This window comes from Paenibacillus sp. GL_099_B, from assembly GCF_057835695.1.
Genome location: NZ_CM174430.1, coordinates 3,533,363 through 3,551,747 on the forward strand (window position 1 = coordinate 3,533,363; position 18,385 = coordinate 3,551,747).

Sequence of the window (18,385 nt, forward strand, 5' to 3'; positions counted from 1 at the left end):
ATGGGTCGATGCGGGCATAGTGAAGACTTGTTCGTCAGTATACTTTTCAATTGTCCGTATGTTACTTATAATAGATGTCCAATGAAGATGAGTGTAATTAGTATTACACACAAGGAGGTGTGTTCTTGAACAAATCAGATCGTATGCTGGCCATCGTACTTGAACTGCAGCGAGGGAAGGTTCAACGTGCAGAAGATTTAGCCCTCTTGTTTGAAACAAGTGTCCGAACCATATACAGGGACATTCAAGCGTTATGTGAGGCAGGAGTTCCTGTGGTGGGAGAACCCGGAGTAGGATATTCACTTATGGAAGGATACTTTTTGCCTCCGATCAGCTTCACAGCTGAAGAAGCAGTAACACTTCTCATCGGACTTGATTTTGTGGAACAGCGCTTCGATAACTACTACAAAAGTACATCCCTTACGTCCCGTTCCAAAATTGAAGCAATCCTGCCTGTGCCTCTTCGGGAAGAGGTGGGACAGATACAACAGGGTATCCGTTTACTTCGTTCACCGGACAGTCATGCAGGCGAGCGAGAGATCGAACATATGGGAATCATCCGAAAGGCAATGCAGCATAAGCTCAAAATCCGCTTTCATTACCATAAACCTGGAACTATTAATGAAAACGTGCAAAAGACCATTCGTATGGCCTCCCCTTACGGGATGCTTTGGATGCAAGGCTCATGGATGCTGATTGCCCGATGCGATTTGCGACAGGAGATTCGTCATTTTCGTATATCCCGCATGAGCGACCTGGAGATTAGTACAGATCCATTCGATCTTCCTCCAGGTTTTAATATTCATAGCTACTCACCACCTGACAACCGTGATGTTCATGTCCGTGTATGGTTTCATGGTCGAATTGCAGATAGAGTGATTGAAGCGAATAATTACTACATGGAGAAAGCAGAACTGCAAACAGATGGATTATACGCAGATTTTCGTGTAAGGCATCCAGAAGATGTACTGCGTTGGATACTTGGCTGGGGAGCCTCGGCTCTGGTTTTAGAGCCTGAATCGTTGAGAATCCGTATTCGCGAGGAAGCAAGCAATCTCCTTAAACACTACTGACATAACGCTGTCAGTAGTGTTTGTGTATGATCGGTTTATAACCGATTGAAGGAGCTGTTTATTTGTATGGACACGCCAAGAACAAGGAACAACGATGAGATTCGACGTCATTTTGAACTGACGCTGGAACGTTATTTGCAGGAACTGGAGCTGATGAGCGATGCTCAGTTAAGCTACAAACCCAGTGAAATTGAGTGGTCGGTGGGCCAGATGTACCAGCATTTAATTCAATCTGCGATGAAAATGCATTTAGCCAATGTTCAACTTTGTATAAGCGCAGACGAGGACTTAGGTAAGAAGAAAAACCAGGGCAAAACAGAAACAGGTGAAGCTGTTTTTGCGCAAGCAAGTTTTCCTCCGATACGTATCCACGTTCCTGCTTCTCCTGAGTATACTCCACTACAACCGGATGGAAGAGAATCAATAATTCAAGGATTTAATGAGGTAAGGGATGAAATGCGGAGAATGGAAGTGCTGTTGGAAGAAACAACACAGGAATGTACGTTGGCACATCCAAGCTTCGGCGGTTTGAATGCAGAGGAATGGTTTGCATTGGTTGAGATGCATTATCGTCATCATTTCTTGCAGCTTGAGCGTCTGAAGAAGGCATGGGAAGAACGGGTGCAGAGATGAATGAACAGGCAAAACATGATTTGATGGCAAATAGCAAAGAAATTCAGCAGACTCATACGAGAGAATTTCTGTCCCATCAGTTAGATGTCGAAGCAGAATCAGAAGAAGGAAACCGCTACTTGATCGGCGTTGTGTCTGCATCACATGTGGAAAAAGGGGTTGAAGGGGGCTTCGCCCAGCTCTGTCACGGCAAGGTAGCTTCACTGCGCAAAATGAATGCAGGAGACTGGCTGATCTATTATTCGCCGCGAACAAGCATGCAAGGAGGCAAGGTACTTCAAGCATTCACCGCCATAGGGCGCGTAATAGACAATCAGGTGTACACCTATCGTATGTCGGATTCCTTTGTACCATATCGGAGGAATGTTCAGTATTATCCTTGTCAGCAGGTGAAGATCGCTGATTTGCTGGACCAACTGATCCTTACTCGGGGACAGGCACGTTGGGGATATCATTTTAGATATGGGCACTTGCAAATTCAAAGAGAGGATTTTCTGAAAATTGCAGTTGCCATGTTGAGAGCTGAGGTAGAAACCTGCTAACCTACAAAGTTTGGGGAAAGAGTCAGATCATATTTATCTGGGACACAAAGCTGAGGGAAAAATAGACCTATTTGAGGGGAAATATAAAAATCTGAATTTTTATCAACGTAATAATTATTATGTAAACTTATTATTTTCGATGACCTCCATAAGCTGTATCTATATTGCTAACGATTTTTAAAGCGCGGATAGAGTTGGATTTAGGTGGATTTTTAGTTCGAATCTTTGAAGAAAATGCCCCTCTTATAACACCTTCAATATAGTTCCTTTTGAAGTGCAGGATGGTTGTAGCGGGCTTATTATAAATCGTTTTCGATGAACGTGAGAATGGATGATATTTCTCTTTGTGAATTTAAGTTTAATCACACAAAAACCTTGTTATATGAAATGAGTTGCACTAAGGACAATCTCAACGCGATGAATATGGAGTTTCTAAAAAAATAAGATGAAATATGCTGCTTTAAACCTAAATTATTTAGCGGAGTAGACTCGTAAAAAGGCATGTTCAAACGTGTGTAAATGTGTTCATTTATCGATGAGGGACAGAATGGGGTGATTTCTCAAAATCGGGCTATTGCTCCCTTTTAAGATCAATTTCATATGGATTTGCGATGGATTTAGTACCGCTTTCAATGTATGCTTTTGGAAACTGGAAAGGAAGTGGGAAAAATGGAACGCGAACTGGCGTTGGAAATTGTCCGAGTAACAGAATTGGCTGCGTTAGCTTCAGCACCCTGGATGGGGCGGGGCGACAAGAATAGTGCAGATGAGGCGGCTACTTTGGCTATGCGCGCCATGTTCGATTCCGTGTCTATTCGCGGCACGGTGGTAATCGGTGAAGGAGAAATGGATGAAGCACCCATGTTGTATATCGGCGAGGAAGTCGGCAACGCTGAGGGCCCCGAGGTTGATGTGGCTGTAGATCCTTTGGAAGGTACAGAGATCGTAGCCAAGGGCCTGAACAACGCTTTATCGGTTATTGCAGTGGCGGGAAAAGGCAACCTTCTCCACGCACCGGATATGTATATGGAGAAGCTGGCTGTAGGGCCGGCTCTGGTGGGCAAGGTCAGTATCGAAGACCCGGTTGAGGTGACATTGGAGAAAGCCGCTGAAGCATTAAACAAAAACATCTCAGATCTAACTGTCATGATTCTGGACCGAGTTCGGCATGAGAGCACGATCAAGACATTGCGCAAGGTTGGTGTGCGAATCAAGTTCCTCAGTGATGGTGACGTTGCTGGCGCAATGGCACCTGCGTTCCCAGAGGCAGGTATTGATCTGTATGTCGGATCAGGCGGAGCACCGGAAGGTGTGCTTGCTGCAGCCGCCTTGTCCTGCCTGGGAGGCGAAATTCAAGGTCGCCTGATGCCTGCGAATGCAGACGAATTCCAGCGCTGCTTGCAAATGGGAATCGACAATCCTTACAAAGTATTAACGATGCAGGATATGATCGGCACGGAAGATGTTATTTTTGCAGCAACAGGTGTTACCCCTGGTGAGATTCTTGGGGGAGTGCGTTACCTCGCAGATGACCGGGCAGAGACCGATTCCATTGTCATGCGTGCCAAAACAAAAACGATTCGTTTCATCCGTTCTCAGCATTTCCTTCCTAATAAGGAAGTGTTGCACAAAGTGCGGCAGCTTCAATCGACACCTGAGCCTTCGGATCGCATTCAAAGTCATGTCACTATTTTGGAACAGGCTGAGTTCAGTCAATCATCCGTTGGTAACGGTGTGACGACCTGATGTAGCTCTGCACTTTAGTTAGCTGGGCCAACATGAATCCATGTGAAAGCGTGTGACGAAGAAGGTTATATAGGACAAGTTACAAGAAAATATATAAATTGAACTAAACATTTACACGAGAACGTAGAGGACAGAAATAACCTGAAGAAGCGGAGCTAAAAGCTTTCTGAAAGAAAGCTACATCGGAAGCATACACCTCGCCTTTATCCCCGGATTTTCCCCTTTGAAAAAGGGATTACAAAAAATCTGGGGATAACAGCGATCGGAAGGTTGTTCTGTCATCGGAGTGGCAAGTGTAAATATTCTTTAGTTCAATTTACATAGCAAGCAAGAGGTGGGGAATTTGTTTACACAAATCCTCATCTTTTTTTGTGTTAAAAGCATTGACAACGGTTACAACACATGAGAAGATGTACGCGCGTACATAATTATTTTGATACATGGCATCGGTTTTACATGTGTTCAGGAAACATGAAGGAGGTGAGATCCATGGCATCCCGTAAAGAAGTGGCTGAACTTGCCGGTGTTTCGGAAGCTACAGTATCCCGAGTTCTTAATGGCGTTGGTCCTATTAAAGAGGAAACCCGCCGTAAGGTCATTGAAGCTTCCGAGCAGTTGGGTTACGTGCCCAGCGCACTAGCCCGCAGCTTTGCGAGAAGCAAAAGCGGTAACCTTGGCGTGGTGTTGCCCTACGTTCCGAAGGCGCACTTGTTCTCGGCGTATTTCTTCTCGGAAATGCTGAGTGGCATTGGGAGCAAAGCCAGAGACAGCGGCATGGACTTGCTGGTCATGTTCAGGACACCGGGTGAAGTGATGAATTATACGGATCTGTTCCGCCGTCAGAAAGTGGATGCTTGCATCATTCTCGGCGCGCGAGATGATCATGGGGAACTGGCTGCCATGCAACAGCTTCAGCAGGAAGGGCATCCCTTTTGCATTATGAGCCAACACTTTGCAGGCGAATCATTCATGGAAGTGGATGCCGACCATGTGGAGGGCAGTAGGCTGGCAATCCGTCACCTTACCGATCAGGGCTACCGGAAAATTGCCTTTCTTAATGGTCCGGATAGTTATTCTAACAGTCAGGAGCGGCTTCAGGGCGTTCAAATCGGACTGAATGAGGCCGGAATGAATATGGATTCCAGTCTGTTGTTGGAAGGGAATTACGGCAGACGAAGCGGGGTGGAGGCAGCTGCCACCATTGCAGCCCGGCTTGACGAAATTGACGCTGTATTTGCTGCGAATGACCGGATGGCAATCGGTGTTATGCATGGTTTGCGTGAGCGTGGGATCAAGGTTCAGGATTTCCCCGCGTTTGTGGGTTACGATGACTCCGATGCGGCCGAGATGGCAGTTCCACCGCTGAGCAGCGTCAGGGTTCCCTTTTATGAAATGGGAGAACTGGCTGCATCCAAGCTTATTCATGGATCATTGGGGGCAACAGCTTCATCAGTGAATACCGAAGTTCCCTCAGAAACTGCAAGGCAGTTGTTGCCTACGGAACTGATCATCCGTGCCTCTTCAATTCGTAATTAATACATTGCTAGTTATATTCCAAAAGGAGGAAATGACCATGTCAAATCGTCTTCGTGTCGGAATGGTTGGATACAAATTTATGGGGAAAGCCCACAGCAACGCTTATCGCAGTCTGCCAATGTTTTTCCCGTCTGCCCCGCTGCAGCCGGAGATGTCTGTAATCTGCGGACGGAACGAGCAGAGAGTTCAGGAGGCCGCCAGCCAGTTCGGCTGGTCTGAAAGTGTAACGGATTGGCGTGAGCTGGTGCGGCGTGATGACATCGATCTGATCGATATTAATGCTCCGAGTGATGCCCATAAGGAAATCGCGCTGGAAGCCGCTCGCCAGGGTAAACATCTGTTCTGTGAAAAACCGCTGGCTTTGTCGCTAGCTGATTCGCGTGAAATGCTCCAGGCTGCTGAAGAAGCAGGGGTTGCACACATGGTCGGATTCAACTACCGTTTCTCTCCAGCAGTGCAGCTGGCTAAAGAGTTGGTGCAAAGCGGACGCCTAGGCAAAATCTATCATTTCCGAGCGTTTTTCCTTCAGGATTGGATCATGGACCCTTCGTTCCCGCTGGTATGGCGTCTGCAAAAGGAAGTAGCCGGTTCCGGCTCACATGGCGATCTTGGCGCACACCTAATTGATCTGGCACGTTTCCTGGTGGGTGAATTCAAGGAAGTAATTGGGATGAGCGAAACGTTCATTAAACAGCGGCCGCTGGCTTCGGAAATGACCGGACTTAGTGCCAAAGGCAGTTCGAACGCAGATGCTCCGAAGGGCGAAGTGACGGTAGATGATGCCACTTTGTTCCTCGCACGATTTGCAGATGGTGCGTTGGGAAGCTTTGAGGCTACACGGTTTGCAGCAGGTCATCGCAGTACCAACTCGTTTGAAATCAATGGCAGTCTCGGTAGCGTCCGCTTTGATTTTGAACGGATGAATGAACTAGAAGTGTATTTTACGAAGGATGATGAAGATGTGCAGGGCTTCCGCCGTGTTCTGGCGACCGATCCGGCACACAAATATGCTGAGGCGTGGTGGCCTGCGGGACATACGATTGGATTCGAGCATACGTTCACACATGAAATGCTGGAGCTGGTGACTGCGATCTCCGAAGGACGGCAGCCTGAGCCAAGTTTCCATGATGGGGTTGCCTGTCAAGCGGTATTGGAAGCCGTTGAACGTTCCGTTACAGAGCGCCGATGGGTGTCGCTAGAAGAAATGTAAGCATTGAACCACTGAATTGTGAAGTGGACATCATGTTGACACTCATTTGAAATAAATAAGCTAGATTTAAGCTAGGATGTTGACCTCGGAGAGGTCTTGAGTTTGCGCAAGGTCCGATAGAGAATGACAATAACTTAACTTCCGGAAAGCGAGTGATAGGTGATGAGCAAAGCACTAATCGTATGGGGCGGCTGGGATGGACATGAACCAGAGCAGGTAGCAGCGATTTTTGAACGCATTTTGAAGGAAGAACAATTCGAGGTCGAAGTCTCAGATACACTGGAAGCTTATGCCGATGCAGAGAAACTGCTGGGTCTGGACCTAATCGTTCCGCTGTGGACAATGGGACAGATTGAACAGGAACTGGTCAATAACGTATCTGCGGCTGTTCAGAGCGGCGTAGGTCTTGCGGGTCTTCATGGCGGGATGTGTGATGCGTTCCGCAACAACGTCGACTGGCAGTTCATGACGGGTGGACAGTGGGTTGCGCATCCAGGGAACGACGGCGTGGAGTACACGGTAAACATGAAGCGTGGTTCCAGCCCTTTGCTGGATCATATTGAAGATTTCCAGGTGAAAAGCGAACAGTACTACCTGCACGTGGACCCTGCAGTGGAAGTGCTCGCAACAACACGTTTTCCTATTGTTAACGGTCCTCACGCAGCGAATGGCCCAGTAGATATGCCAGTCGTTTGGACCAAACGCTGGGGTGCAGGCCGTGTGTTCTACAACTCGCTCGGACACCATGCAGATATTGTGGAGATGAAACAGGTTACTGAGATGATGCGTAGTGGTTTCAAATGGACTGCAGCAGGCAAAGCTCTTGCGCAAAGCCGCAAGGACGCAGTGACTGAAGTTTACACAGGAATGGCTGATAACCAAAATCACTAATTTAATTTAAACCTAATTCATATCAGTTGAGATCAATTAATTGACCCACATAACAGCGGTCTTGAGTTGTTTTGGAAGCGCTATATCAAGTGGGAACACGAAGGGAGTCCAAGCATGAAAACAATGAAAGTAGGCATTATTGGCTGCGGTAAAATCAGCGGTATTTATATGGAGAACTGTCACCGATTTGAGGTGCTTGATCTTGTAGCGGTTGCAGATCTAGATCGGAACAAGGCAGAGGAGCAGGCGGCTGCCTATAATGTTCCTAACGTATACACGGTAGAGGAAATTTTGGCAGACCCTGAGATCGACCTGATTATCAATCTGACGATTCCTGCCGTTCATGCGGATGTATGTTTGCGGGCGCTCGAAGCAGGTAAACATGTCTACGTGGAAAAACCACTCGCTGTTACACGTGAAGAGGGTCAGGCGGTCCTGGAAACGGCCAAGCGCAAAGGTCTGCTGGTAGGCTGTGCGCCAGAGACGTTCTTTGGTTCAGGCATTCAGACGGCACTCAAAGTGGTAGAGGATGGTGTCATTGGCAAGCCTGTGGCAGCTACCGCATTCATGATGAGCCGTGGACATGAGCATTGGCATCCCGATCCGGAGTTCTACTATGCAGCCGGTGGCGGGCCGATGTTTGATATGGGGCCCTATTATCTGACTGCGCTCGTACAATTGCTGGGGCCAATCAAGTCAATTGCTGGTATGACGGGCAAAGCGATGGAACAGCGGACGATCACGAGTGAGAAAAAGCGGGGTCAGAGCATCCCTGTTGAAATTCCGACGCATGTAGCTGGATTGTTGCAATTTGAGCAGGGAGCTATCGGCACGCTGATTACGAGTTTTGACGTATTTGGCGGAAGTGTATTGCCACCGATTGAAGTATACGGCACCCATGGAACCTTACAGGTTCCTGATCCAAACACATTCGGCGGTCCAGTTCGTTACCGTTTGCTAGGTGATGAGGAATGGACTGAGGTACCGCTTCTGCCAGGATATCAGGAAAATACACGTGGCATCGGTGTTGCAGATATGGCTTATGCAGTGGGCAGCGGACGTGCTCATAGAGCAAGTGGAGAGCTGGCCTACCATGTGCTTGAAGCCATGTGGGCGTTCCATGATTCTTCGGATGAGCAGACTTTTTATAAAATGGACAGCACATGTCAGCGCCCAGCTGCACTGCCGGCAGATCTTCCATTATACACACTTGATCAATAATCGATTAAGTTAGAAGTATAGCCCTGACTCCCGATACGAGGGAAGCAGGGCTAATTTCATTTTATATCAAGGCATAATTAGGGTTCGAATCCGGCCTGGCTAATCCAGATTTCATCTTCCTCAAAATGCGCCTTCATTCGCTCGACTACCATTTTGTATGCCTCAGGACTGAACCAATCTTCCTTGTCAACTTGTTCGTAAAGTGGCTTCATGCCAAGTCTCCGGGTTCGCTTGCCCTCACTGCCATCTCCCATAAAGTAATCATCAATGCATATTCGATCAACAAGCGGCCTCAGAATGGCTGCAAAGCTTTCGCTGCTGGGCAATACTGGCGCAATAGCAGCTTGTGTAGGGATACCGGCATCTCGCAGTTGTTCCAGTGCACGCAATCTGCCGGCGATTGGCGGAGCTGCAGGACTGAACTGCTTGCGGATATCATCCAGATCCGTTTCCACGGTCATGCTAACACGGACCCGGTCACCCAACTTTTGCAGCAGATCGATATCTCGGGTCACCAATGGACTTCGGGTTTGAACCAATATAAAATCGGGTGGATGCTGGGCCATCACTTCTAGCAAAGACCGCGTGATTTGCTCCTTATATTCAACGGGCTGATACGGATCTGTACTGGATGACATAAAGAGAGTGACTTTACCTTTCGATTTGGCACGCTGCAGCTCCTTGGCAAGTACATTGGCGGCTTCCTGTTTCACATCAACCCAGCTTCCCCATGGCTCTTTGCGAAATAAAGATACGGGCATTTGCCTTACATAACAGTAGGAACAGCTAAAAGCGCAGCCTGTGTAGGGATTCAGCGTATGTGTATAACCATTAAGGAACCCGGATCCTTTGTTCAGCAACGTTTTGGGTACTTTGTATACCAAGCTGGTCTTCATGATTGATCACGCCTTTGTTCACGGTAATTGGCAGGTGTGCATCCTGTATGTTTTCGAAATACAGTAATAAAATATGCCGGATTGGCTATGCCGACCTGTCGACCGATATCTGTAACGGTAAGCCGGGTACTTTCAAGCAATTTCCGGGCTTCGGTAACTCTTTTTTCCTGAATATACTCTACCGGAGTTAGGCCAATAATCCGTTTGAACACCCGATGCAGATGATAGGGACTACCGTGACTCACATTTGCAAGAATATCTAGTGTTAGCGGCTCAGCAAAATGATGTTCAATATAGTCTGTTACAACAGAAATCCATTCCTGATCGGGGACTCGCTCTCCCGTTGGTTTGCACCGTTTGCATGGACGGAAATGTCGTGCCAATGCTTCTTCAAGATTGTTAAATATAGAGACATTCTCATATTTGGGTGCTTTCGACTTGCAGGAAGGTCTGCAAAAGATACCTGTTGTTTTGACACCGTAATAGAATTTTCCATCAAAGCTGCTGTCGTTGTGGATAATGGCATTCCACTGTTTGTCATCTATAGGAACAGAATCTGTTTGGTAGGGGTTGTGACTTTCCAAAAGAATCACCTCAAGTCTCATTATACCCCTGATTTATGGAGATCGACGATGGTTCAAGCAAAAACGCAAGATATCAATATGTTGGAAATGTACTTCCCTTCAATCTGAATGAAATATAGGCTACAATGTACAGGATGGCAAGCTGTTTAAGCGTGAAATTTATTTACGAAAGAGGTAGATTGAATGGTTCGTTTTGGAGTGGTAGGTACCAACTGGATTACAGAGAGGCTTCTTGAGGCCGCTGCACAAGTCGAAGGATTCGAATTGACTGCCGTGTACTCAAGAACTGAAGATAAAGCTAATGCATTTGCAGATCAATATCAGGCTGCACTTCGATTCACCAATTTGGAAGAGATGGCGACGAGTGATGGCCTCGATGCCGTGTACATTGCTACACCGAATACCTTCCATGCCGAGCAGGCAGAGTTGTTTTTGAGAAACGGCAAACATGTACTGTGCGAGAAGCCTTTGGCTGCCAATGGGGCAGAGGTCCATCGTATGATTGATACAGCGAAAGAACATGGAGTTCTGCTCATGGAGGCTATGAAATCGACCCTTGTTCCCTCGTTCAAAATGGTTCAATCTCACCTACATAAAATTGGCCCGGTACGTAAATATGTGGCGAGCTATTGCCAGTACTCTTCCCGGTACGACAAGTATAAAGAAGGAATCGTCCTGAATGCGTTCAAACCCGATCTTGCTAATGGAGCGTTAATGGATCTTGGTGTGTATTGTCTCTATCCATTGATTACGTTGTTTGGAGAGCCTAAACAAGTTCAGTCCCAGGCATTGATGCTGGAATCAGGGGTAGATGGACAAGGCAGTGTCATTCTGAATTATGATGAGATGGAAGCGGTAGTGACGTACTCGAAAATCTCCAATTCTCATGTTCCAAGTGAAATTATGGGCGAACGCGGCAGCATCCTCATTGACAAAATTGGTTCACCCGAACATGCGGAGATACGCTACAATGATGGTACGGTGGAAAAACTCACTGCCGAGCAAATTTACCCGTCGATGTATTATGAGGTGGAGGAGTTTGTCAATCTGATTCAGCAGGGCAAAAAGGAATCGGATATGAACACCTATGAACGTTCCTATGTTACCATGCAGGTGATGGATCAGATCCGGCAGCAGATTGGTCTTGTTTTTCCTAACGATTAATTCTGAAAGTGAGCTGAGACGAGATGAGCAGAAGAGCGGAGTAGCCGGCCTGGAGCTGGCACAGATTATTTTTATCGGGCGAACCTTTGAGGAGTATATGAAGATGTTCAACTTGACCGTGGAAGAAATTAAAGGTAAGTCCATTCTCGATTGTCCGGGTGGGGCTTGTTCATTCAGTAGCCATGCGCGAGAGTGGGGTGTAGATCCCATGGCAGCGGATATCGCCTATGAACATGAGATCAGCCAACTGGAAGGGAAGGGACTTCAGGATATTGAACATACGATGAAACAAATGGAACAAGTACAAGACAAATATAGATGGGATGATTTCGGTTCGATCCATGGCTTGAAAGAAGAACGTAGACGTGCAATCACCGACTGTGTAACGGATATGAGACGTTTTCCTGACCGTTATGTGGCCTCTGTACTGCCGGAGTTACCTTTTGCCGATGAACAATTCGACCTGACATTGTCTGCACATTTCCTGTTTACGTATGCAGATCGTCTGGATGCCGAATTCCATCTTCAGACGATCCTTGAGCTGTTGCGTGTGACCAAACGGGAGCTGCGGATTTTTCCTACAGTAGACTTGTCTGGCAAACGTTATGAGCACATGGATGAACTAAAGGCTATACTGGAAGAACGCGGATATATTACTTCTGAAGAGAAAACCTCATACGAATTCCAGCGGGGAGCACACACGATGCTCCATATTGTGAAATCCCGGTAAAAACACCTGAATTGAAACAACACAGACAGTACTTCATTCATGAAGGTTTTAATAAGATACGCATGACCAGAAGAGGTTAGGAGGTTTTATCGGATGAAAAAAGTACTTATACTTGGTGGGACACGTTTCTTCGGCAAACGCCTGGTTGATCATTTACTGTGGGAAGGAAAGTCTCAAATCACGGTCGCAACTCGCGGAAAAACGGATGTAGACTTTGGACCTGAGGTCAACCGGATTAAAATGGATCGTGAAGACCCGAAATCTCTTGCCGAGGTTGCGCAGACCGACTTGTGGGATATTGTCTATGACAACATCTGTTACTCACCGGATGCGGCGAAGTCGGCTTGCGAAGCTTTTGCGGGACGGACCCAAAGATACATTTTGACATCAACGCTCTCGGTATATGGAGATCCTAAACCTGGATTTACGGAAGTCGATTTCGATCCGTACACCTATCCGGTGCAATATGGAAGCCATGAGAATTTCTCATATGGAGAGGGTAAACGGCTTGCGGAAGCTGTGTTTTTCCAGGAAGCGGATTTCCCGGTGGCGGCGATGCGCATTCCAATTGTACTCGGGATTGATGATTACACGCGAAGACTTCATTTTCATATTGAACATGTGCAAAAAGGAAAACCCATCGGCATGCCCAATCCGAACGCCGAGATTGGTTTCATCAATTCCACGGAGGCCGCGAGATTTCTCGCTTGGCTTGGACATTCATCCATTACAGGACCTGTGAATGCAGCGTCCAAAGGAGCTATAACTCTTTCCGCCATGATGCATCTGATCGAAACGGTAACAGGCATGCAATCCCAGGTACTGACCGAAACGATCAAAGAAGACATGTCACCCTTTGGAATCTCGGAATCCTGGACAATGGATACATCCAAAGCAGAGCAGGCGGGATATACGTTCGAAGCATTAATGGATTGGTTCCCGGGTTTAGTTCGGGAAGTCGCTCTGGCACTTCAATCCGAGGGATAAATTGAACTAAAGAATATTTACGCTTGCCACTCCGATGACAGAACAACCTTCCGATCACTGTTATCCCCAGATTTTTTGGATTCCCTTTTTTCAAAGGGGAAAATCCGGGGATAAAGGCGAAGTGTATGCTTCCGATGTAGCTTTCTTTCATAAAGCTTTTAGCTCCGCTTCTTCAGGTTATTTCTGTCCTCTACGTTCTTGTGTAAATGCTTAGTTCAATTTATATAGATTCCATATATAAGAGGTACATTTCATACAAAGAAAACAGGACGCAATCAGAGAGATATTCTCCGATGCGTCCTGTTTGTATTTGCTTCAACTAAACAGTTTCTCTCGAGACAGGGTTGATCTTCAATTGATTTTCCTCTTTATTCGCAAGGTACAGAGGCCGAAGCGCGAATACGCAGCTCAGATGGCATAATGACGGTCTGTGGTTCCTCAGGAGCCTTGCCTTCAATTCGGTCGATCAACATTTGCATGCCGATGGCACCGAAATCATAAGCAGGCTGTGCAGCAACGGTGAGAAAGGGATCAAAGGCAGAAGCCAAGTCCAGATCATCAAAACAGACGACCGAGATGTCTTCAGGCACACGAAGCCCCCGTTTACGTAAAAGTCGAATGACGCCTATGGCGAGCATATTGTTTGCTGCAAATATGGCTGTAGGTTTGTGCTGATGTGCAAGTAAACTGTCGATACCCACTTCATCGCTGAAATCCCGGTAGCCTGTTCGAAGGATTAAGCCTTCATCAAAAGGCAGCTCGGCTTCCCGAAGCCCCTCCATGTATCCTTCTTCTCGCAGCCGCGCAGTCGAAACCTCGGAAGAACCATTAACCAGAGCAATGCAGCGATGTCCGAGATTCGTCAGATAACGAATCAATTGAAGCGCCCCATCTCGGCTGTCCCCGGCGATAACGTCAGATGTGATTCCCGGGACAGTGCGGTCCAAAATAACAAACGGAATGTTACGTTCCTGCAGCTGCTTCAAGTGATTCAGTGAGCGATCTCCTGCAGGTGCAAACAGTACACCATCGACGCGAGTCGATAGAATGGTTTCCACATAATTTTTCTCCTTGTCGTAATCCTCGTCGCTATTGCTGAACAAGAGGCGATAACCACGCAGATTGGCAGCGTCCTCAGCCCCCCGCGCCAGAGTTGTATAGAAGGGGTTGGTAATATCCGTAATCAGCAGTGACAGCATCTGGGTCCGTTGCAGCACAAGACTGCGTGCATTGGAGTTGGGAATGTAACCAAGTTCCTCAATGACCTGTTGTACACGCTCGCGTGTCGCCGGGCTGATGCGACCTGTTTGATTAATGACTTTGGAGACGGTCATGGCGGAGACGTTGGCTTTTTTGGCAATATCATAAATGGTAATCAATAGGATCTAACCTTTCCGCAACATAGTCTTTCCATTCTATAGGATAATGCCGATTGACAGCAACATAGGCTCATGATATCTTAGGGTTACCGATAACCCTAATCGTAAAAAAGTTGATTTATTTCAGTATAACCGCTCTTCATTTTTGCTCACATCGCTTCCTTCATATTCCATAACAGGACAGCATAACGGAGTCAATAATATAGAGCGGTTTATTAAATTAAGTATTTGTAAACGCATTCATAATAAGAAAAAGAATTGACCGTTGGCATGCAATGGTAGTGTGTTACCTCGGGTATCGGTGAAGAGAAGGAACAGAATCCCTAATTTGCCCCATCAAACTGCACACGGACCAGTCACAAGTAATTCGTACCTATTCTATGAAACCATTGAAGGAGGACGTTTTAGTATGACACATCAGGATTATCGTTATAAACAGGCATTTCCCAAGATTGGTATTCGTCCCACGATTGACGGAAGACGCAAGGGTGTTCGTGAATCATTGGAAGAGCAGACGATGCGCATGGCGACGTCCGTTGCCGAGCTGCTCGCAGCAGAACTTCGGTATCCCGATGGATCGCCGATAGAATGCGTCATTGCCGAGTCCTGTATTGGCGGTGTGAACGAGGTAGCGGCAGCAGCGGAACTATTCAGTCGTTCCAACGTGGGCGTGACCATTACCGTTACGCCTTGCTGGTGTTATGGGACAGAAACGATGGATATGTCTCCTTCCATTCCTACGGCGATCTGGGGCTTTAACGGAACCGAACGTCCGGGCGCAGTATATCTGGCAGCAGTACTCTCTGCCCATGCACAGAAGGGGATTCCGGCCTTTGGTATCTATGGCGAGGATGTTCAGGATGGAGGAGATACGACGATTCCTGATGACGTTCGTGAGAAATTGCTGCGCTTCAGCCGTGCGGGTCTTGCCGCTGCAACTTTGAAGGGACGTGCTTATCTGTCTATCGGCTCGGTATCAATGGGCATTGCCGGCTCCATCGTGAACGATTCTTTTTTCCAGGAGTATCTGGGCATGCGGAACGAATATGTGGATATGAGTGAACTTACTCGTCGTATAGAAGAAGAAATCTACGATCCTGAGGAGTATAAGCTGGCGCTAGCTTGGGTGAAGGAGAACTGTAGTGAAGGACCGGATAACAATGCTGCCCATCTGCAGACAGATCGCAAACGCAAAGAGTATGAATGGGAAACGGTAGTCAAAATGACGCAGATCGTACGTGATCTGATGGCTGGAAATCCGAAGCTTGCGGAGCTGGGATTCACTGAGGAATCCATGGGCCACCACGCGATTGTCTCCGGGTTTCAGGGACAACGACAATGGACGGATCATTCACCAAACGGAGATTTTCTGGAATCCATCCTGAATTCTTCCTTTGACTGGAATGGCAAACGCTCGCCTTATCTGGTGGCAACAGAGAACGACAGCCTGAATGGTGTGTCGATGTTATTTGGTTCCCTACTTACACATACCGCGCAGATCTTCGCAGATGTACGCACCTATTGGAGCCCGGATTCGGTAAAACGCGTGACAGGGCATCAGCTGGAAGGAAACGCCAAGGACGGTATTCTGCATCTGATCAACTCCGGTTCTGCGGCATTGGATGGTACAGGGCAACAATCAAGAGCGGGTGAGCCTGTGCTTAAGCCTTTCTGGGAAATTACAGACGAAGAGGTTCAGGACTGCCTGAAAGCCACCTCATGGCGGCCGGCATCCGTGGAATATTTCCGGGGCGGCGGCTATTCGGCTGATTTCCTGACCAAAGGAGGCATGCCTGTTACGATGACGCGTCTCAATTTGGTTAAAGGACTCGGTCCGGTACTGCAAGTGGCTCAAGGTTACACCGTCGACCTGCCTGAGGATGTGCATGATACGCTGGATCAGCGGACAGATCCGACTTGGCCGTCCACCTGGTTTGCACCTGTTCTGACGGGCTCAGGGGCTTTTACTTCGGTCTATGAAGTAATGAATCAATGGGGCGCGAACCATGGTTCCATCTCTTATGGACATATCGGAGCAGATCTCCTGACACTGGCCTCCATGCTTCGTATCCCGGTCAGTATGCATAATGTACCGGAATCTGAGATTTTCCGTCCACGTGCCTGGGGACTGTTCGGCACAAGTGAACCGGAAAGTGCCGATTACCGGGCATGCAGCGTCTTTGGACCGTTGTATCGTTAACATCCAAACGGCTTGTCGCGGAAGGGAAGGAGGCATGAGAGATGGGAACTCAAGCAACACATGTGCTTGCTGCCGATTACGGCGCCGGAAGCGGCCGGGTGGTCCGTGGGACTTTTGACGGGAGCAAGCTTTCGTTAGAGGAAGTGCATCGATTCAGTAACGATCCTGTACACCTAGGGGATGGATTGTACTGGGATTTCCTGCGACTTTTCCACGAACTGAAACAAGGGATTGTAAAGGGCATGCAAGGCATCTCCCAACCGGTCCGTTCCATTGCTGTGGATACGTGGGGAGTCGACTATGGATTGGTGGACGGGGCGGGAAGATTATGCTTCAACCCCCGCCATTACCGGGAATCGCGTAATGCGAAGTGGATGGAAGAAGCCCTGCGCATGGTGGATGAAGAAGAGCTATATTCCATGTCCGGTGTCCTGCCACAACAAATAAATACCGTATTTCAACTGCTTGGAAGTGTGCGAGAGCACTCGGAAGGTCTTCGGCCAGATGTGCGCATGTTATTGATGCCGGATTTATTTAACTATTATCTATCTGGTCAACAGGCAAGCGAGTACACAATTGCCAGTACAAGCGGACTATTGCATGCCGGAGAGGCCCGTTGGAATGAACAGTTGATCGGCCGGCTGGGTATTCCGGAGTCGCTATTCCCACCTCTCGTACAGCCAGGAACGGTGCTTGGGCAGTTAACGGATGAGCTGCATTCAGAGTTGAAGACTGGACCGATGCAAGTGATATCTGTAGGTTCACATGATACAGCATCTGCATTGGCAGCCATTCCTGCGACAGATTCGGAATTTGCCTTTATTAGCTGTGGCACCTGGTCACTCATGGGCGTGGAACGCGACAGTCCTGTATTGGATAATCGTAGTCGTCAACTAGGGTTCACCAATGAGGGCACGGTAAATGGCAAAGTACGAACCTTGAAGAATCGATCAGGCCTGTGGTTATTGCAGGAGTGCAAACGGCAGTGGGAACGGGAGAATCAACGTTTTACCCATGAGGAACTGGTCCAGCTCGCTGCTTCGGCAACCGCTCATCAATTTTATGTATCACCCGGAGATAAGGTGTATTTGGCACCAGGCGACATGCCAGAGCGAATTCGGCAACAGTGCAGTGCCAGCGGGCAAGCAATACCCGAAACGATTGGAGCCATTGCGCGTTGTATACTCGAAAGTTTAGCACTGGAGTTCAGACAGACTCTGGATGAACTGGAGCTAATTACAGGCACTCGGCCACGGGTGATTCATATGGTCGGTGGCGGTGTGCATAATCGCTTATTGTGCCAATTTACGGCTAATGCAGCAGGTATTCCGGTGATAGCGGGTCCTGCAGAGGCAACTTCAGCCGGAAATTGCATGCTGCAATTCCTGGCACATGGTGAAGTGCGCAGCTTGTCCGAGGTGCGAGAAGTTATGGCTTCTTCCTTTTCTCCCGAAACCTATGAGCCAGAAGACACCGCAAGGTGGCAGGAAGCCTACGTAAGATACCAAAACCTAAATCAAACATTGGCGAGTAGATCTAATTAGATGGGCATTTTGTAAAATGCTTAAAAAGAAAAGTCAAAGGAGTGGAGCA

General features: G+C 47.8%; 16 protein-coding genes. 13 read left to right on the plus strand and 3 right to left on the minus strand.

Annotated features, from left to right (window positions below; translation table 11 throughout):
* The first annotated feature begins 125 nt into the window (after positions 1–125).
* The 8 genes from AC3ITG_RS16125 to AC3ITG_RS16160 all read left to right on the plus strand — a co-directional run bounded on the left by AC3ITG_RS16125 (position 126) and on the right by AC3ITG_RS16160 (position 8,852).
* Complete coding sequence (locus AC3ITG_RS16125; RefSeq protein WP_413378960.1) at positions 126–1,073, plus strand: helix-turn-helix transcriptional regulator; 948 nt, start codon at positions 126–128, stop codon at positions 1,071–1,073.
* A 45-nt stretch (positions 1,074–1,118) separates the two neighbouring features.
* Positions 1,119–1,706 (plus strand): DinB family protein, encoded by a 588-nt coding sequence (locus AC3ITG_RS16130; protein WP_489254373.1) that lies wholly within the window; start codon positions 1,119–1,121, stop codon positions 1,704–1,706.
* A complete protein-coding gene (locus AC3ITG_RS16135) occupies positions 1,682–2,248 on the plus strand; it encodes an EVE domain-containing protein (RefSeq protein ID WP_489254374.1) in 567 nt (188 codons plus the stop codon). Before AC3ITG_RS16130 ends, AC3ITG_RS16135 begins: the two co-directional genes overlap by 25 nt.
* A gap of 669 nt (positions 2,249–2,917) precedes the next feature.
* The gene (gene glpX / locus AC3ITG_RS16140) at positions 2,918–3,994 is read left to right on the plus strand and encodes a class II fructose-bisphosphatase (RefSeq protein ID WP_079695983.1); all 1,077 of its coding nucleotides are present in this window, start codon (positions 2,918–2,920) and stop codon (positions 3,992–3,994) included.
* 489 nt (positions 3,995–4,483) lie between these two features.
* Positions 4,484–5,530 (plus strand): LacI family DNA-binding transcriptional regulator, encoded by a 1,047-nt coding sequence (locus AC3ITG_RS16145; RefSeq protein ID WP_489254375.1) that lies wholly within the window; start codon positions 4,484–4,486, stop codon positions 5,528–5,530.
* 37 nt (positions 5,531–5,567) lie between these two features.
* Entirely contained in the window at positions 5,568–6,740 is a 1,173-nt protein-coding gene (locus AC3ITG_RS16150; RefSeq protein ID WP_489254376.1) for a Gfo/Idh/MocA family protein, read from the plus strand.
* Between the two features lie 162 nt (positions 6,741–6,902).
* Positions 6,903–7,631 carry a ThuA domain-containing protein gene (locus AC3ITG_RS16155; protein ID WP_413378970.1) on the plus strand — a complete coding sequence of 243 codons (729 nt, stop codon included), beginning with the start codon at positions 6,903–6,905 and terminating at the stop codon, positions 7,629–7,631.
* A 114-nt stretch (positions 7,632–7,745) separates the two neighbouring features.
* A complete protein-coding gene (locus tag AC3ITG_RS16160; protein WP_489254377.1) occupies positions 7,746–8,852 on the plus strand; it encodes a Gfo/Idh/MocA family protein in 1,107 nt (368 codons plus the stop codon).
* A gap of 77 nt (positions 8,853–8,929) precedes the next feature.
* Here AC3ITG_RS16160 and AC3ITG_RS16165 read toward each other — a convergent pair whose 3' ends face one another.
* Both AC3ITG_RS16165 and AC3ITG_RS16170 read right to left on the minus strand, forming a co-directional pair.
* Positions 8,930–9,748: an SPL family radical SAM protein gene (locus AC3ITG_RS16165; protein ID WP_413378974.1), complete on the minus strand. Its 819-nt coding sequence runs from the start codon at positions 9,746–9,748 to the stop codon at positions 8,930–8,932.
* Positions 9,745–10,353, minus strand: a complete 609-nt coding sequence (locus tag AC3ITG_RS16170) for a bifunctional transcriptional activator/DNA repair enzyme AdaA (protein WP_489254378.1) — start codon at positions 10,351–10,353, stop codon at positions 9,745–9,747. The genes AC3ITG_RS16165 and AC3ITG_RS16170 overlap by 4 nt, the downstream gene beginning before the upstream one ends.
* Positions 10,354–10,515: 162 nt before the next feature.
* Here AC3ITG_RS16170 and AC3ITG_RS16175 point away from each other — a divergent pair, with 162 nt between their 5' ends.
* The 3 genes from AC3ITG_RS16175 (at position 10,516) to AC3ITG_RS16185 (ending at position 13,213) form a co-directional block, all read left to right on the plus strand.
* Complete coding sequence (locus tag AC3ITG_RS16175) at positions 10,516–11,496, plus strand: Gfo/Idh/MocA family protein (protein WP_489254379.1); 981 nt, start codon at positions 10,516–10,518, stop codon at positions 11,494–11,496.
* Positions 11,497–11,599: 103 nt separating this feature from the next.
* On the plus strand, positions 11,600–12,226 hold the full coding sequence (locus AC3ITG_RS16180; protein ID WP_489254380.1) for a class I SAM-dependent methyltransferase: 627 nt from the start codon (positions 11,600–11,602) through the stop codon (positions 12,224–12,226).
* 93 nt (positions 12,227–12,319) lie between these two features.
* The gene (locus tag AC3ITG_RS16185) at positions 12,320–13,213 is read left to right on the plus strand and encodes an NAD-dependent epimerase/dehydratase family protein (RefSeq protein ID WP_489254381.1); all 894 of its coding nucleotides are present in this window, start codon (positions 12,320–12,322) and stop codon (positions 13,211–13,213) included.
* Between the two features lie 368 nt (positions 13,214–13,581).
* Here AC3ITG_RS16185 and AC3ITG_RS16190 read toward each other — a convergent pair whose 3' ends face one another.
* Positions 13,582–14,592, minus strand: coding sequence for a LacI family DNA-binding transcriptional regulator (locus AC3ITG_RS16190; RefSeq protein ID WP_274567035.1), 1,011 nt, complete (start codon positions 14,590–14,592; stop codon positions 13,582–13,584).
* A gap of 409 nt (positions 14,593–15,001) precedes the next feature.
* On the opposite strand from AC3ITG_RS16190, the gene AC3ITG_RS16195 reads away from it, so the two are divergent.
* On the plus strand, positions 15,002–16,792 hold the full coding sequence (locus AC3ITG_RS16195) for an L-fucose isomerase (protein WP_489254382.1): 1,791 nt from the start codon (positions 15,002–15,004) through the stop codon (positions 16,790–16,792).
* 41 nt (positions 16,793–16,833) lie between these two features.
* Positions 16,834–18,336 (plus strand): rhamnulokinase, encoded by a 1,503-nt coding sequence (locus AC3ITG_RS16200; protein WP_489250641.1) that lies wholly within the window; start codon positions 16,834–16,836, stop codon positions 18,334–18,336.
* Positions 18,337–18,385: the final 49 nt, after the last annotated feature.

What these genes read in the sequence shown, in the direction of transcription:
- AC3ITG_RS16145 (WP_489254375.1), top strand. Translation starts at nt 4,484, where the DNA reads ATGGCATCCCGTAAAGAAGTGGCTGAACTTGCCGGTGTTTCGGAAGCT.
- AC3ITG_RS16175 (WP_489254379.1), top strand. Translation starts at nt 10,516, where the DNA reads ATGGTTCGTTTTGGAGTGGTAGGTACCAACTGGATTACAGAGAGGCTT.
- AC3ITG_RS16195 (WP_489254382.1), top strand. Translation starts at nt 15,002, where the DNA reads ATGACACATCAGGATTATCGTTATAAACAGGCATTTCCCAAGATTGGT.
- AC3ITG_RS16135 (WP_489254374.1), top strand. Translation starts at nt 1,682, where the DNA reads ATGGGAAGAACGGGTGCAGAGATGAATGAACAGGCAAAACATGATTTG.
- AC3ITG_RS16180 (WP_489254380.1), top strand. Translation starts at nt 11,600, where the DNA reads ATGTTCAACTTGACCGTGGAAGAAATTAAAGGTAAGTCCATTCTCGAT.
- AC3ITG_RS16150 (WP_489254376.1), top strand. Translation starts at nt 5,568, where the DNA reads ATGTCAAATCGTCTTCGTGTCGGAATGGTTGGATACAAATTTATGGGG.
- glpX (WP_079695983.1), top strand. Translation starts at nt 2,918, where the DNA reads ATGGAACGCGAACTGGCGTTGGAAATTGTCCGAGTAACAGAATTGGCT.
- AC3ITG_RS16170 (WP_489254378.1), bottom strand. Translation starts at nt 10,353, where the DNA reads ATGAGACTTGAGGTGATTCTTTTGGAAAGTCACAACCCCTACCAAACA.
- AC3ITG_RS16185 (WP_489254381.1), top strand. Translation starts at nt 12,320, where the DNA reads ATGAAAAAAGTACTTATACTTGGTGGGACACGTTTCTTCGGCAAACGC.
- AC3ITG_RS16165 (WP_413378974.1), bottom strand. Translation starts at nt 9,748, where the DNA reads ATGAAGACCAGCTTGGTATACAAAGTACCCAAAACGTTGCTGAACAAA.
- AC3ITG_RS16200 (WP_489250641.1), top strand. Translation starts at nt 16,834, where the DNA reads ATGGGAACTCAAGCAACACATGTGCTTGCTGCCGATTACGGCGCCGGA.
- AC3ITG_RS16160 (WP_489254377.1), top strand. Translation starts at nt 7,746, where the DNA reads ATGAAAACAATGAAAGTAGGCATTATTGGCTGCGGTAAAATCAGCGGT.
- AC3ITG_RS16155 (WP_413378970.1), top strand. Translation starts at nt 6,903, where the DNA reads ATGAGCAAAGCACTAATCGTATGGGGCGGCTGGGATGGACATGAACCA.